13 protein-coding genes are annotated in these 16,048 nt (G+C 64.5%); 5 read left to right on the top strand and 8 right to left on the bottom strand.

What is annotated here, in order from left to right:
• Nucleotides 1-87: 87 nt before the first annotated feature.
• The 5 genes from FHS47_RS07895 to FHS47_RS07875 all read left to right on the top strand — a co-directional run bounded on the left by FHS47_RS07895 (nt 88) and on the right by FHS47_RS07875 (nt 9,722).
• Nucleotides 88-555 carry a Dps family protein gene (locus FHS47_RS07895; RefSeq protein WP_167025354.1) on the top strand — a complete coding sequence of 156 codons (468 nt, stop codon included), beginning with the start codon at nt 88-90 and terminating at the stop codon, nt 553-555.
• Between the two features lie 228 nt (nt 556-783).
• Entirely contained in the window at nt 784-3,384 is a 2,601-nt protein-coding gene (locus FHS47_RS07890; RefSeq protein ID WP_167025351.1) for a glycosyltransferase, read from the top strand.
• A gap of 140 nt (nt 3,385-3,524) precedes the next feature.
• Complete coding sequence (locus tag FHS47_RS07885) at nt 3,525-5,291, top strand: autotransporter assembly complex family protein (RefSeq protein WP_167025348.1); 1,767 nt, start codon at nt 3,525-3,527, stop codon at nt 5,289-5,291.
• An 11-nt stretch (nt 5,292-5,302) separates the two neighbouring features.
• Complete coding sequence (locus FHS47_RS07880; protein WP_167025345.1) at nt 5,303-9,049, top strand: translocation/assembly module TamB domain-containing protein; 3,747 nt, start codon at nt 5,303-5,305, stop codon at nt 9,047-9,049.
• A gap of 31 nt (nt 9,050-9,080) precedes the next feature.
• Nucleotides 9,081-9,722: a TMEM175 family protein gene (locus tag FHS47_RS07875; RefSeq protein ID WP_167025342.1), complete on the top strand. Its 642-nt coding sequence runs from the start codon at nt 9,081-9,083 to the stop codon at nt 9,720-9,722.
• 21 nt (nt 9,723-9,743) lie between these two features.
• Here FHS47_RS07875 and FHS47_RS07870 read toward each other — a convergent pair whose 3' ends face one another.
• The 8 genes from FHS47_RS07870 to FHS47_RS07835 form a co-directional block, all read right to left on the bottom strand.
• Nucleotides 9,744-10,280, bottom strand: coding sequence for a YaeQ family protein (locus FHS47_RS07870; RefSeq protein ID WP_167025339.1), 537 nt, complete (start codon nt 10,278-10,280; stop codon nt 9,744-9,746).
• A 145-nt stretch (nt 10,281-10,425) separates the two neighbouring features.
• Entirely contained in the window at nt 10,426-11,943 is a 1,518-nt protein-coding gene (locus FHS47_RS07865) for a P-loop NTPase fold protein (protein ID WP_167025335.1), read from the bottom strand.
• Between the two features lie 40 nt (nt 11,944-11,983).
• Nucleotides 11,984-12,397, bottom strand: a complete 414-nt coding sequence (locus tag FHS47_RS07860) for a DUF2802 domain-containing protein (RefSeq protein WP_167025332.1) — start codon at nt 12,395-12,397, stop codon at nt 11,984-11,986.
• A gap of 103 nt (nt 12,398-12,500) precedes the next feature.
• Entirely contained in the window at nt 12,501-12,950 is a 450-nt protein-coding gene (locus FHS47_RS07855; protein WP_167025329.1) for a chemotaxis protein CheW, read from the bottom strand.
• Nucleotides 12,947-13,522 carry a chemotaxis protein CheW gene (locus tag FHS47_RS07850; RefSeq protein ID WP_167025326.1) on the bottom strand — a complete coding sequence of 192 codons (576 nt, stop codon included), beginning with the start codon at nt 13,520-13,522 and terminating at the stop codon, nt 12,947-12,949. Before FHS47_RS07850 ends, FHS47_RS07855 begins: the two co-directional genes overlap by 4 nt.
• The gene (locus FHS47_RS07845; RefSeq protein WP_167025323.1) at nt 13,522-14,310 is read right to left on the bottom strand and encodes a ParA family protein; all 789 of its coding nucleotides are present in this window, start codon (nt 14,308-14,310) and stop codon (nt 13,522-13,524) included. Before FHS47_RS07845 ends, FHS47_RS07850 begins: the two co-directional genes overlap by 1 nt.
• Complete coding sequence (motD, locus tag FHS47_RS07840; protein WP_167025320.1) at nt 14,310-15,311, bottom strand: flagellar motor protein MotD; 1,002 nt, start codon at nt 15,309-15,311, stop codon at nt 14,310-14,312. Before motD ends, FHS47_RS07845 begins: the two co-directional genes overlap by 1 nt.
• Entirely contained in the window at nt 15,308-16,048 is a 741-nt protein-coding gene (locus tag FHS47_RS07835) for a flagellar motor protein (protein ID WP_167025317.1), read from the bottom strand. The genes motD and FHS47_RS07835 overlap by 4 nt, the downstream gene beginning before the upstream one ends.

The following is a 16,048-nucleotide window of genomic DNA, read 5'->3' as shown; positions in this document are numbered from 1 at the left end:
CTATCGACGGCATCAGAAGGTTCCATTTCACGACCTTCGTACGCCTCGTTAGAATTTCATTCCTAGACAGAAGACAGGAGACACCCCATGGCCATCGACATCGGTATCGCCAAGAAAGACAGGGAAGCCGTCGCCAAACAGCTTGCCCGCCTTCTCGCGGACACCTACTCCCTGTACCTGAAGACGCACAACTTCCACTGGAACGTCACCGGCCCGCAGTTCAACAGCCTGCACACGATGTTCGAGACCCAGTACAACGCCCTGTGGCTCGCCGCCGACGAAGTGGCCGAGCGCATCCGTATCCTGGACGTCTTCGCGCCGGGTTCCTACAGCCAGTTCGCCAAGCTCACCTCGATCAAGGAAGAAGCGGGCGTGCCGGAGTGGAAGGAGATGGTCGCCCAGCTGGTGGAAGGCCACGAAATCGCCGCCGCCACGTCGCGCGACACCATCAAGGCCGCCGAAGCCGTGGGTGACGAGGGCACCGCGGACATGGTCACGGGCCGCCTGAAGGATCACGAGAAGACGGCCTGGATGCTGCGTTCGCTCCTGAAATAAGCGATTCCTGTGGGAGCCGGCTGTGCCGGCGATCCCGCGGCCGCGGGTCGGTTGGCCCAAGCCGCCATCGCCGCTGAAGCGGCTCCCATAGGGCGCCCTTCCCCCCTCCACGCTGAGTTCAGCCTGACCGGCCCGTCTCGTCTGCGTTGAGCAGTTTCTCCCCGTTCGTTAAGCTCCCCGGGTTACCTCATCGATACCACTCGGGGGCCGATCGGTCCGGGGACTGTTTTGAGCGCTGCCGCCACGACCGAACGAAGCCATCCGATCCTCGCCGCGTTGATCCTCGCGATCCTCGTGGCGGCGCTGAATTTCGGGCTCTGGCTCGTCGCCAACCTGCCCAACGGCCCGGACGATTGGCACGGGCCCGTGCCCGGTTTCGCGTTCACCGCCTACCAGCGCTACCAGAACCCGATCAAGGGCGACGTCTCCACGGATCCGGAGATCGATAGCGACCTGCGCCTGATCAAGCGCTATTCGCCGCGCATCCGCACCTATTCGATCCTGGAGAACCCCCAGGTCATCCGCCTTGCCGACAAGGAAGGCCTCGACGTGATGGCCGGCGCCCAGATCGACACGCGGCTCGAGAACAACGAACGCGAGATCGCCGCGCTGATCGCGCAGGCCCACCGCTACCCGAAGACCATCAGCCGTGTGATCGTGGGTAACGAGGTTCTCTTCCGCGGAGACCTGAAGCCCGAACAGATGATGGCCTACCTGGACCGCGTGCGCGCCGCCGTGCACCAGCCCGTGTCCATCGCCGAGCCGTTCCACATCTGGCTGCAGAACCCGGAGCTGGCCGAGCACGTCGATTTCATCACGGTCCACCTGTTCCCCTACTGGAACGGCATCGAGGCGCGCGCCGGCGTCAACGACTCCGTCCAGAGCTACAAGGCCCTGAAGGCGCAGTTCCCCGGCATGCACGTGGCCATCGGCGAGATCGGCTGGCCCTCGAACGGCGATCGCTACAAGTACGCCTACCCCAGCGTCTCGAACGAGGCGATCTTCCTGCGCACTTTCTTCAACCAGGCCAAGGCCAACGGTATCGACGACTATTACGTCCTCGAGGCCATCGACCAGCCCTGGAAGGAAAACCTGGGCGAGGGCCGCACAGGTGCCTACTGGGGCATGTTCAACGCAGATCGCCAGCTGAAGTTCCCCTTCACGGGCCCGGTGACGGAAGACGTGGGCTGGCCCTGGAAGGCGTTCGCCGCCTCGCTGCTGGCCTTCTTCCCCATGCTGTGGTTCGGCATCCGCTTCAGCCGCTTCAAGCTGACGGGCCGCCTGTTCTTCATGGCGCTCATCCAGCTCGCCTGCGGCCTGATCGTCTGGTCGGCCACCCTGCCCTTCAATTTCTACCTCGGCCCCTTCGACTGGGCGATGCTGATCCTGCTGTTCCCTGCGCAGATCGCCATCCTCGGCATCCTGCTGATCAACGGATTCGAGTTCACCGAGGTGCTCTGGCGGCGCAGCTGGGTGCGATACGCGGGCATGTTGCCGCCGGACCCGGTGGAGAAACAGCCGTTCGTGTCCATCCACCTGGCGTGCCACAACGAGCCGCCGGAGATGGTGCAGATCACCCTGGACTCGCTGGCGGCCCTCGATTACGAAAACTTCGAGGTCCTGGTGCTGGACAACAACACCAAGGACCCGGCGGTGTGGAAGCCGGTGGAGGAATACTGCAAGCAGCTGGGTCCGAAGTTCCGCTTCTTCCACCTGGAACCCTGGCCGGGCTACAAGGCCGGCGCGCTGAACTTCGGCCTCACGGCCACAGACGAACGCGCCGAGGTCGTGGCGGTCATCGACGCCGACTACGTGGTGCGCGAAGACTGGCTCTCCGCGCTCACGGGGTACTTCCACGATGCGAAGGTGGCCGTGGTGCAGTGCCCGCAGGCGCACCGCGACTTCGAGAAGAATCGCTTCCGCCGCATGACGGCCTGGGAGTACGACGGCTTCTTCCGCATCGGCATGCACCATCGCAACGAACGGAACGCAATCATCCAGCACGGCACCATGACCATGGTGCGGCGGTCGGCGCTGGAAGGCACCGGCGGCTGGTCGGAATGGACCATCTGCGAGGATGCCGAGCTCGGCCTGCGGCTGATGCATGCGGGCTACGAACTGGTTTACGTCGACGAACTCATGGGCAAGGGACTCACCCCGGCCGATTTCAAGGCGTACAAGAGCCAGCGCTACCGCTGGGCGTTCGGTGCCATGCAGATCCTCAAGGGGCGCTGGAGCTGGATGACGCGCAAAGGCCCGCTTTCGGCAGGCCAGCGCTTCCACTTCCTCACGGGCTGGTTCAGCTGGTTCGCCGACGCCCTGCACTTCATCTTCACGATGATGGGTCTGCTGTGGACCGCCGGCATGATCTATGCGCCGGAATATTTCAACCTGCCCATGCAGCTGTTCCTGATTCCCGTCATCGGCTTCTTCTTCGCGAAGGCCATCTTCGGCGTGGTGCTGTACCGGGCGCGTGTTCCATGCGGCTGGTACGACACCATCATGGCGTCGGTGGCCAGCATGGGGCTTTCCCACGCCATCGCGCGCGGCATCCTGCACGGCCTGACCCGGGAAAAGACGGCGTTCGTGGTGACGGCCAAGAGTCGCCGCATGGGCGGCAGCAGTTTCGCCGCGTTCGCGCCCGTGCGTGAGGAAGGTCTCATGGCCATCGCGCTGCTCTGTGCCATCGTGGGCATGGCGCTGCACTACGGCACGAGCTACGTCGAGAGCGAACTGTGGATGTTCATCCTCGCGGCGCAGTCGATTCCGTACGTCTCTGCTCTGATTGGCGCCTGGATCGCGCACCGCTCCGGCGACGAGGCAGGCTGAACGTAGGTACGAAGCTGGCTGGTCGTTCACATTCGTGTATCGACCTTCCGCGCCGCGCGCGGTAAGTTAGCCAAGACCTGACGCGTGAGGCTGTCTACGCCTTCCGTCCGGCCTTGGATGACGAACGGAACAGGACGCTCATGCGCCGACTCAGACGCCATGGACTGCTGCTTCTGCCGTGGTTCCTCCTTCCCTCGATCGCCCACGCGGGCATCGTGCTGCGTGTCGATGGCGTGGACGAGAACCTGAGGAACGCGGTCGTCGCCGGTGTGGAACTGGGCCAGTACGCACAGCGGGACGTCACGGCCGCACAGGTTCGCCGCCTCTATGAAAAGGCACCCGACGAGGTGCAATCCGCGCTGCGGCCCTACGGCTACTACGAAGCCACCGCCACGGGCGACATGAAGCAGGTCGGCACCAACTGGGAAGTGACCTTGCACGTGGTGCCGGGCATTCCCGTGAAGGTGACGTCGGTGCAGGTCGAAGTGACCGACGACGCCGCCAAGGTGCCTGCCGTGCGCCGCACGATCCGCGGCGTGGAGAACCTGAAAGACAAGCCGATGAACGACGGCGCGTATGACACCGCGCGCGACGCCGTGAGTGGCGCCCTTACCGCCACAGGATTCCTCGACGCACGCCTGGTCACGCACACCGTGGAAGTGAACCGCGCGGAACGCAGCGCGGCGGTGAAACTGAAATGGGAGGCGGGCCAACGCTATCGCTACGGGCATGTACGCTTCAAGAACTCCCAGTTCCGCGACGGCTTCCTCGACCGCTACGTGCCTTTCAAGAGCGGCGACTATTTCTCGCAAGGCCAGCTGCTGGAACTGCAGCAGGCGTTGAATGGCGCCGACTACTTCGCCGTGGTCAACGTCATCCCCGACACCGACAACGCGAAGGAAGGCACGATCGACATCGATGTGGAACTGGCGCCGGCGAAACGCACGATCTACACCGGTGGCCCCTTCTTCGGCACCGACACCGGTGCCGGCCTGCGTGGCGGCATCGAAAAACGCTGGGTCAACGACCGCGGCCACAAGTGGAAGAACGAACTGGTGGCGGCGCAACGCCTGAAGACGCTGTCCACGCTGTACCAGATTCCCATGCCGGGGCCGAACCAGCGCAGCTTCAACTTCGGCGCGAACTTCCGCGACGCCAATACAGTCACGTCCAAGTCGCGCACCCTGCAGCTCGTCGCCAACGAGACGCGGCTGTGGCATGGCTGGCAACGCACCATCGGCATCAATGCGCTGTCCGGCACCTTCACGGTGGGCAAGCGCGGCGGCGAAGGCGATAACGCCGAAGGGCTGGAGCGCGGACGCAGCACGCTGCTCTATCCGGAAATCACGCTGGCGCGGAAAAGCGGCGACAACCCCACGTTCGTACGCAGGGGCTGGTCGCTCACGCTCACGGGTCGTACGACGGCGGGGCCCCTCCTCTCCGATGCGAGCTTCTCGCAGCTCATCGGCGACGTGAAATGGATTCGCTCGTTCTGGGGCAGCAACCGCCTGATCCTGCGCGGCAGCGCGGGCAAGATCTGGACAAACGACTTCAGCGCGCTGCCGCCGCAACTGCGCTTCTTCGCCGGCGGCGACCGCTCCGTGCGCGGTTACGACTTCGAGAGCATCGGGCCACGCAATGTGTACGGCCGGGTGATCGGCGGCGAGGGTCTGCTCGTCGGCAGCACCGAGGTGGAGCACTACTTCACCCGCAACTGGGGCATGGCTGCCTTCGTGGATGCCGGTAACGCGTTCACCGGCACCGATTACAGTCCCCGCGTGGGCGCGGGCCTGGGCGTACGCTGGCTTTCGCCGGTGGGCATGATTCGCGTCGACGTGGCGGTGCCCGTCGGCGACAAGAACGAGCACGGCATCCACCTCCATGTCGTCATCGGGCCCGACCTATGAGCAGTAACGGCATGAAATGGACGATCCGCGTCGGCATGGCCTTGGGCATTCTTCTGCTTGGGATCGCGCTCTTCCTGGCGTGGCTCCTGGGCACGGCGTCGGGGCTGCGCTTCGCCCTGGCTCGCGCGCAGGGCTTCACCGCCAACGCGCTCACCGTGGCGCATGCGGAAGGCCGGCTGGCCGGGCCGCTCGACCTCACGGGCATCCGCTACAAGGACGGCAAGGGCATGGACGTGCGCGTCGCCACGGCGCGTGTCGACTTCTCGCTTGCCTCGCTGCTGCGCAAGCGCGCGCACGTGTACAACCTCTCCGCCGACGGCATCGACGTGGTCCTCGGCCCTCCCGGGCCGGAAACGCAACCATCGGAACCGTTCACGCTCGAACCGCCGCTCGATATCGTGCTCGACGCGGTGAAGGTCGGCCACGTTCGCGTCGTGCAGGACGGCAAGCCCTTGTTCGAGTCGAACTCGCTCGACCTTGCCGGCTCGTGGACCAGCGACGGCATCGTGGTGAAATCGCTGGCACTTCGCGCACCGGACGGACAGGCAGACCTCGGTGGCACGCTTGCCGTCGGCAAGGGCTACCGCGGGGACGGCAAGGCCGCCTTCCGCTGGAAAGTCGGCGACGTGGACTACGCAGGCGACATCGAAGCGCACAGCGACGGCGCGAAGGCACATACCGTCGTCAAGCTCACCCTGCCCTTCGTGGCTCAGGTGGACGCGAACCTGGTGCAGAGCGGCGACTACGCCTGGAACGCGAAGATCGACGCGCCCCGCTTCGATCCCACGCCCCTGCTCGGCGAGGGCGCGCTCGATTCCCTCGGCCTCGCGCTGCAGGGCAGCGGCGATCGCTACGGCGCCAGGCTGTCGGGCAACGTCGACCTCAACGATTACCGTGTGCGTCTGTCGCCCGTCGATGCCGCCTTCGACCACGAATACAAGCACCTCACCCTGCGCGAACTCACGGTCGGCTCGCCCCAGGTGAAGGGATCGCTCACCGCGAAGGGCACCGTGGATATCGCGGCGCAACCTGTGTCGGCCGACCTCGCGCTCGCGTGGAAGGACGTGCTCGTTCCCGCGAATATCGCCGGGCAGGATCTCGCGAGCACCGGAAAACTCGTCTTCAAGGGCAGCGCAGAGGCCTACCACGCCGAAGGCGACGTCGACATCGGTCCTCCCGGGAAGACGGGCAAATTCGCCCTCGACGTCGACGGCAAACCCGACCTCATCACCCTGCACAACGTGCAGCTGAAGCAGCCGAAGGGCAACCTCGCCGCGGAAGGTGTCCTCACCCTGCAACCCGCGCTGGCGTGGACGCTGAACGTGAAGGGCAGCCAGTTCGATCCCGGGCAGTTGCTTGCCGACTGGAACGGCGCGCTGAACATCGACCTGACCACCGAGGGGCGCATGGAGCACGACGAGCCGCTCGGCACGCTCGACCTGCGCAAGCTCGACGGCAACCTGCGCCAGCGCCCCGTGCGCGGCAGCGGCAAGCTCACGCTGAAACCGCACGAGGTGATCAACGGCCAGCTCGACCTCGCCTCCGGTGGAAGCACGATCCGCCTCGACGCACGCGGCGATACATCGAACGACGCCACGCTGAAACTCGCCATCGCGTCGCTGGGCGACTGGCTGCCCGATGCGGGCGGCCGCGTGACCGGCGACATCACAGCGAAAGGCAACCTGCCGAAGCTGGCGGTGAAAGCCAACCTGCGGGGCAGCGCAATCGTCTACGCCGACCAGAAGATCGACGCGCTCACGGTCGACGCGGACATTCCCGACATCAGCACACCCGGCGGCAAGCTCGATGTGGTGGGCAACCGGGTGGTCAGTGGCGGCCTTGTGTTCAATCGCGTGGTTATCGCCGCCAATGGCGACGAGCAGCGGCACCAGTTGAGCGTGGACGCGAAAGGGCAACCTCTGTCCGCCGACCTGCGCCTGTCCGGTTCGATGAAGAACGGCGCGTGGAACGGCACCCTGTCGGCACTCGATATCGATTACCAGGGCATTCCGCCCTGGCGCCTGCAGAATTCTTCCCAGCTCGCCTGGAACGACGGCGCCCTGAGCGTCGGCGACCTCTGCCTGACCGCGGGCGACCCTGTTCTCTGCGTGGCAGCCAAACAGGACAAGGCCGGCAATCTCGACGCGAGCTATCGCCTGCGGCGTGTTCCCCTCGCACTGCTGATGACCGTGGCCGAAGCCTCCAACAGCCCCATGCGCGCGGAAGGCATCATCGAGGGCGACGGCAGCGTGCGGCGCACGGCGGCAGGCGCCCTGTCGGGCCAGGCCAACATCACCTCCGCGCACGGCTCCGTGGCTTATGCCGACCGCATGGATCGCCCGCTGGTCGTCTATGACAACCTCTCGGCCAACGCCCAACTCTCACCGGCAAACCAGCGGGTGACGCTCCGTGCGTCGCTCAACGATGGCGGCACGCTCGACGGCAACGTATCCGTCAGCGGGGCGCAGCAGGCGCTGGGTGGCAACGTGTCGCTCCACCTGAAGAACCTGTCGGTCATCGAATTGTTCACGGCGGAACTGGCCGAAGTGAAGGGAGCGCTCGACGCCAACTTCAATCTTGGCGGCACGGTCGCCGCCCCCGCCGTCACCGGCCAGGCCGTGGTTGCCGGCTTCGCGGCCGAAGTGCCCAGCGCCGGCCTGAAACTGAAAGATGGCCGCATCAGCATCGACACCGCGGATGCTAAGAACTACCTCGTCGCCGGTACCGTTCGTTCCGGCGAAGGCACATTGTCGATCAAGGGCAACGCCGCTCTCGGCACGGGCGCCCAGATGCGCCTGGGCATCGAGGGTTCGAAGTTCACCGCGGTGGACATTCCCGCGGCGAAGGCCGTGATTTCGCCGAACCTCACCATCATGCAGGACGCCAAGGGCATGACCATCGGCGGCAAGCTCGACGTCGACATGGCCGATGTCAACGTCGAGAAGCTGCCCGGCGCGGGCGCCACCCGGGCCTCGCCCGACGTGGTCGTCGTCGACGACAAACAGCGCGAGGCCGCCGAGGAATCCGCACCGATCAGCGCCGACATCCGCGTGGATCTGGGCAACAAGGTGCACCTTGTGGGCTTCGGCATCGACGGCCGGATCACCGGCCAGCTCGACGTACGCGAGCGTCCCGGTCGCGCCACCACGGGCCAGGGACAGATCGGCGTCGACGGTACATACAAGGCCTACGGACAGGACCTGCGCATCGAACAGGGTCAGCTGTTGTTTGCCAGCACACCCATCGACAACCCGGGCATCAACATCCGCGCCGCGCGTACGCTCAACCCGAATGCCACCATCGACGAAGGCCAGAAGGTGGGCCTCTACGTCTCGGGCACGGCGCGCCGCCCGATCCTCACGGTGTTCTCCAACCCGGTGATGGAACAATCCGACGCCCTCTCTTACCTCGTCACCGGCAAACCCCTGTCGCAGGTGAAAGGCGGCGAAGGCAACATGGTGGGCGCCGCCGCGCAGGCACTCGGCTCCGCCGCCGGCGACCTCCTGGCAAAGAGCGTGGGCTCGAAGATCGGCGTGGACGACATCGGCGTCAGCAACAACGACGCCCTCGGCGGCACCTCGGCATTCACGGTCGGCAAGTACCTTTCGCCACGCCTTTACCTGAGCTATGGCGTCGGTCTGTTCGATCCTGGCCAGGTCATCACCCTCCGCTACCTCCTCAGCCGCCGCTGGAACTTCGAGGCACAGAACGCCACCGACTTCAGTCGGGCTAGCCTGAATTACCGGTTGGAGCGATGATTCGCCGGGGACTTACAGGGGAGGTTCAACGATGTCGCAGGGGCACGACCAGCAGCTCGAACGGCTGACTTTTTTTTCGGACGCCGTTTTCGCCATCGCCATCACCTTGCTGGTGATCGAGATCCACGTGCCGCATCCCGCGGACAGCAGCAACGAGGCCTGGTTGGTGGCGCTTCTCAACCTCACGCCGCATTTTGTGGGGTTCATCCTGAGCTTCGTTGTCGTGGGAGCGCTCTGGGCCGCCCACCACCGCGTGTTCGGGCTTCTTCGCCGTTACGATCCGGCCATCGTGTGGCCCAACCTGTTCCTGCTCATGGCCATCGCGTTCATGCCGTTCTCGTCGGCGCTGATGAGCGAACACCCCACGGAACGCGTGCCGGAATGGTTCTACACGGGCACCTTGCTGGTGGCCGGGTTGCTCCAGTATCGCCTCGTGAAGCGTGTGCTCCGCCCACCCTTCATCAAGGAAGGCGTGTCGGAGGAGATGATCCTCGTTCTGCGCCGCCGGGCTCTCGCCCTGCCCGCCATGGCTCTGCTTTCCGGGATACTGGCCGCCTGGTGGCCTGGCCCCAGCAACCTTCCCTTGATGCTCATGCCGCTGATCGTGCTTCTGGTCACACGCATGACCAAGCCCGTTTCGGTCGAGCCGGTGGCCGCGCCGGAAGCGGAATAGCAGCGCGACGGCGCTGCACCGCTAGGCCAATGTCGTCAGTTCCACCGGAACGATGGTCTCGCCGCTGATCACCTGGGCGTGACCATCCTGCACCATGAACTGGATCTGCATCGTGCGTTGCGTAAGTGCCGCGAGGGCTTCGACCGTGGCAGGTGCGATATCGATGACGGACACGTTCTTCGTGCGGGCCACGGCAGCTGCCGTCTTCTTCCACCAGACCTCGGCGCTGCGTCCGCTGTAGCTGTAGACGATCACCCGATTCGCGCGGCCGGCGGCACGCCGGATGCGCTGCTCGTCCGGCTGGCCGATCTCGATCCACAGATCGACCTCGCCGGTCAGCTCCTTGCGCCAGAGATCCGGTTCGTCGTCGGAACTGAGCCCCTTGCCGAAAACGAGCGCATCGTCGGCATTCAAGGCGAACGCGAGCACCCGCACCATCATCCGGTCGTCCGTTTCCGACGGATGCTGGGCGATGGTCAACGCGTGCGACTGGTAGTAATGCCGGTCCATGTCGCTGACCTGCAACTCGGCCTTGAAGACCGTGGATTTGAGTGCCATGGGGTACCGCTAGAAGCGAAACATAGACACAGAGCGTACACCAAGCGAGCGACATTAAGGGACATCCACCTGACCCTGCTATACCTCGAATTTGCAGCCGTCGGGGTAGATTGGGAGATCAGACGTGACTAATCGTGCCGCCCAATTACTCTGTACTATCGCCAAGATAGTAGCCAGCATTCTTTACGATCGAACCATAGGCTGAAAAGGTTCCCGCGACACCTGAAGAAGCCGTTATTTGGTCTATCAATAGATCGATCAACGTCGCAGGGAACTCCTTTTTATCAGCGTTAAACTTCTCATAAAACTCCGCACTTGAGTCTCGGCTGAGCGCATAGCATTCACGAGCAAATCGGACAATCGTAATTGCTCGCTTGTTTGTCTCATACGGTTGCTCTCTGCTACGGTAATCCCACTCTATCCTGGGTGATGCACGCAAGAGCTTTGTCAAGTGCTCCTCAAACGTGCTATGTGGCATCCGATCATCGGCAAGGCATTTTTCAAGGAATCGCCGATCCTTGAAGAATAGGGCGCACAAGAAAAACAGCCAGAATGCGAAAAGCGAGTACTTGGAAGAAAGAGAGTGTGCGACCTCGTCAGCGAGTGTAGCGACCTGCTTCTGGCTCCTCAGATCCAGTGCGAACATTTCGGCGACAACTGCCCAATCCAGATCAAGCTGACTGCCGGTGACTCGCGACCCAGGCCGCCAGTGCAGGGCGGGAACACCGCGTAGGGCACTGTCGTGTGGGATTGCGATTGCTGCGTAGCGTAGGTTATCGGGAGTAGGGAGAACATATTCTCGATCGAAGAGTCTCTTCAAATAGGCACTGCCATCAAAATCACTCCCGTATAGACTACGCACCGCGCTCTGCAATTGAGCGAGATTCGTGGAGACTACAAAAGCAACACCGGCCACGCCAAAGATGTGCTTGATCTCCTCCAACAGCTTTAGCGCATACGATGGCCTGCATCGATCAAGCTCATCGACAAAAATGAAGAGCGGACTCGCCGCATGCGTATGCTCATATATTTCGCGAAGGAGCTTTTCCATCGCTGATCGGAAATCGAGCAACGCGTTCTTACGCGACTGATGCTCCTTCAACTTCAATTCGAACAGCTTATCGAGCGCCTTGTCAGTTTCTGAGTTATCTGCCTCACCTACTTTTGCGGGCTCGCCGTCGCCCTCATCTGAAAAAGCTGTAATGAGTTCATCGACGGCAATTCCTGTTGCCTTCTTTAAGGCACTTTTCGCTATGACTGATGCCGCCGGAACGATCGCTCGACGCAGTTTCTTTGTAGCATCCCTGGTCATCTTGGAGATAGCATCTCGAGCTTTGTCAGCCAGTGGAATTTGAGCACTCCACTCACGAAGCGTTGCGAGAACAGCCGACATCACGGCGACTGATGCTTCGTCACCAATATCATTCTCCCAGGCGTCAAAATATACGACTGGATGATTTGCTAATCTTAGGTCTTGCTGCCACCGTGAGACAAAGAAAGTTTTTCCGGCGCCCCACTCTGCGTCGAGGGAAATTGTCAGACCCTTCCCGAACTTCGCCTGACGATCAACTTGTCCGCAAATTGACCGGGATAGATATGTTGCTAGGCTCTTTCGCCCAAGCGCATCGTCTGCCCAATGATCATCCGCTGCCTCGATTGACATCGTGACTCCACTCCACGGCTCCACGCTACCTGCGCGGGTTCTAGTGGCTATTCGAATGCAGGCGATGCAGAAGCTCCGCCTCGGTCAAGGAAATACCGCAGGTTTCAGCAATATCCTTCGGATTCGCGCCCTGCCGTGCAAGCCGTTGGGCCAGCGCGAGAGCGCGATCGCTGGTGGCGCCGGGCTCACTCGCCATGCTGACTGTGGGCTGCCGACGCACTTGGTCCTCGATGTCGCCGAGGCGGTGTTCCAGGCGGCGGAGCATGTTGGCGAGGGCATCAGCGGGGATGGCAAGCTCGCCCGCAATCGGCACAGGAGCCTCGGCGACGGGAGCCGCCGGCTGCGGACGGGTTGGCTGCGCGATTACACCGCCCAACCTCCGGAACACGAGGAGCAGGCCGACGAGGTTGAGGATCGCGAGGGCGATCAGCACGTATCCGATGACGGCGTTCATGCGGCAGGGCTCCGAAGATGTCGTGTCGAACGGTAGCGGTGTTGTGCGGGAGGGGCAAGATTGCCCGCTCCGGGATCGCCGGCAGAGTCGGCGGCCACCGGGCTCACGCCCGGCAGAGCTTCTGCACGTCCACCAGCGCGATGAATCCGTCGTCGCGGGTAATCACGCCGCTGACGGGATCGTCGCGACGCTCGGCGCGCCCCGGCGGCGGTGGGGCCACGTCGTCGGCATCGAAGGTGAGCATGTCGCCGATGACGTCGATGCGCATGCCGACCACGCTGCCGTTGTCGTCGAACACGATGACGCGGCGCGACTCTTCCTCGCCTTCGTCTGCGCCGCCATCCAGGCCGAAGCGGCGCCGGCCGTCGAGAACGGGCACGATCTGGCCGCGCAGGTTCACGATGCCGAGTACGTCGTCGGGTGCACCGGGAACCGGGGTGATGTCGCCGGGGCGGATCACTTCGCGCACGCTGCCCAGCGACACCGCATAGCGCTGTCCCTTCAGGGAGAAGCCGAGCCAGGCGCCCTGGCCCTCGAGTTGGGTTGGGGTCATGGGCCCAGCTCCTTTTCCAGCCATTCGATCAGCGCCGTGGTGTCGACCACGCCGCACTTGGGTTCGGGGGACATGCCGGCCAGCCACGGGCGTGTCGTGGCGCCGAGGCGCCATTGGATCGCATCCGGGAGGAGTTCGACAGGTTCTTCGTCGACCACGCAGGCCAGTGCCCAGGTGCGATCGCGCAGGATCACCAGGGTCATCACCGGCGAACCGCTGAGGTCGGGCGAGAGGATCGCTGCGAGGTCGGCGACACGCGCCTCGCCGCCAGGATGCCGCCAGCGCCCCAGACAGATGGGATTGCTGGAATTCGGCGGGCTGAGTGGCGGCATCGGTATCACGTGCGTCACGTCGGCCATCGGCACCGCCAGCTTCACGCCCGCTGCCACGCACAGCAGGTAGCGGCACGCCGCATCGCGCACCGGGACCGGGGCGGGCGCGTTACGCCAGGGCTGGAAGGCCACCACGGTAACCTCGGCGGCCGGCACCTTCGCGGCCGGGACCGCCGCTGGCGTCAGCAGTTCGGCAAGGTAGTCGGCGACGATCTGTTCGGCGTCTTGCATGGCACGCATCACGCCGCTGCGTCCGTCACCGAAGCGACGGGCAGTGCCAGCAGTTCGTCCAGCAACTGGCGATACGCAAGCCCACCGCGGCGAGCGGCGGGCCAGGATGCGAGGGGAACGCCCGCGGCGCTCGCTTCGCGAATCTGCGTGTCGGTGGGAATGACAGCCTGGCTCACGTCGTCGCCGTATTGCTCGCGCAATTGCGCCAGGCACGCGCGGGAGGCGTGCGTGCGCGCGTCGTACAGCGTCGGCACGATCGTGCGCGGCAACGGTTTGCCGCGCGACCGCTCGATCATGGACAGGCTGCGCAACATGCGCTCCAGACCGGCGAGGGCCAGCGCCTCCGTCTGCGTGGGCACGAGCAGCCGGTCGCTGGCCGCCAGGGCGTTGACCATCAGCACCCCGAGCGTCGGTGGACAGTCGAGCAGCACATGGTCGAAATCGGGTGCGAGTTCCGCGAGCGCCTGGCTCAGTACCAGACCCATGCCGGGCCGGGTGCCGAGTTGACGATCCAGCGTGATCATCGCCGCCGACGCCGGAAGCACGCTGAGGCCGTCCCATTGGGTGGCATGCACGAGCGTGCGCACCGGCAGGGGATTTCCGCCCACGCCGAAAAGATCGTAGACGCTGCCGTGCGCGCCGCCTTCGACGCCGACATAGCCGGACAGCGAGGCGTGTGGATCCATGTCGATGAGCAGGGTCCGTCGGCCGGCCTGGGCAAGCAGGCTGCCGAGCGCCACCGTGGTCGTCGTCTTGCCCACACCGCCCTTCTGGTTGGAAACCGCCCAGACGCGCATCAGCGAGCCTCCGCGGTGGGCGCGAAACGGGCTGCCCCGGCCGTCGGTGCTGCCGTGCCCCGGCTGGCGTCGGCCTGCGTTGCCGAGGCCGGCGCGGCAGGCTTCGCCGCCAGGTCGACGCGGTCGGCGTCGCTGTAGAAACGGGCGGGTGCCGCCTTGTCGCTCATCACCACGATGAGCACCCGGCGATTCCGGTTGCGCCCGTCTTCGGTAGCGTTGTTCGCGGTGGGGCGGAACTCGCCCCAACCGATGATGCCCACGCGGTGCGGGTCGACACCGCTCAGCGTAAGCAGCCGCGCCACGGTGGCCGCACGGGCGGCCGACAGTTCCCAATTGGACGGGAAGGTGGTCGTGGCGATGGGCGTGTTGTCGGTGTAGCCCTCGATACGCATGGCGTTCGGAAACGGCGCGAGGATGCCGGCGAGCTTGCGCAGTACGTCTTCCGCAGGCGCCTGCAGCTTCGCGACGCCAACGGGGAACAGGATGTCCGTGCGCACTTCGATCTCGAGCCAGTCGGGCGTCTGTCGCACGCTCACCAGGCTTTTGTCGATGAGCGGCTTCATCGCGCGCTGCACTTCGTCGGAAATCTGGCTGAGGCTGGCGTCCTCCGTCTTGCCGATGGAGGTGTTCGCCGCAGGGGCGGTGTTGATGCTGGCGCTTTCCTGCCGCACGGGCGCTGCGCCTTCGTGGCCGGGCAACGGCAGGTTGCGCGGGGGGATGGGCACGTCGATCTTGGCGATGGGCGCAGCCGTCGGCGCGCGCGACTGGTTCGGCAGCGGCACCTGCGCCGCGGGCGTCGCCTCGCGGATCGGCTCGATCACCTTGCCGGTGCCGTTGAAGGCCTCGTTGATGGACTGGGCCATGACGCGAAACTTGGACTCGTTCACGGCCGACACCGCGTACATCACCACAAACAACGCAAGCAGCAGCGTGATGAGATCCCCATAAGGGATCGCCCAGCGCTCGTGGTTGATGTGTTCCTCGTGGTAGCGGCGCTTCACGACAGGAACCCCTGCAGCTTGCTCTCGATGTGCCTCGGGTTGTCGCCCTGGGCAATGGAAACCAGGCCTTCGACCAGGATCTCGCGCATCTGCGAACGGCGGCGCGCAAGCCCCTTGAGGCGCGACGCCATGGGCAGGGCCAGCAGGTTGGCGAGACCGATGCCATAGATGGTGGCAACGAACGCCGCGGCAATGCCGTGGCCGAGCTTGCTCGGCTCGGCCAGGTTCTGCATCACCGACATCAGGCCCATCACGGCGCCGATGATGCCCATCGTGGGCGAATAGGCACCCGCGTTCTCGAACACCTTGGCCGCCTCGATGTCGGTATGTTCGCGCGCGAACACCTCCACCTCGAGCACCGAACGCATGGCGTCGGGTTCGGTGCCGTCCACGAGCAGTTGCAGCCCCTTGCGAATGAAGGGGTCCGTTTCGCGCTCGATGGCGGGTTCCAGTCCCAGCAGGCCGGTGCGCCGCGAGATCTCGCTCCACCCGATGATGCGGCTGACGAGGTCTTCGGATTCGATGTCCGGCGGACGGTAAACCCAGGGCAGCATGCTCCACGCGCGCTTGAGCACCGCGCCGGGCGTCTGCACGAGCAGTGCCGCGAACGTTCCGACGAAGACGATGACGAACGCGGCGGGATTCCACAGGGCGTCGAGGCTCGATCCCTTGAGGATCGTGCCCAGGATGATGACCACGAAGGCCAGGATCGTTCCGACGACGCTCACGATATCCAT

Source organism: Luteibacter sp. SG786 (genome assembly GCF_011759605.1).
Classification (GTDB): domain Bacteria; phylum Pseudomonadota; class Gammaproteobacteria; order Xanthomonadales; family Rhodanobacteraceae; genus Luteibacter.
The sequence above is the reverse complement of the archived record's forward strand: the minus strand, read 5'-3'. Positions and strand labels throughout refer to the sequence as shown.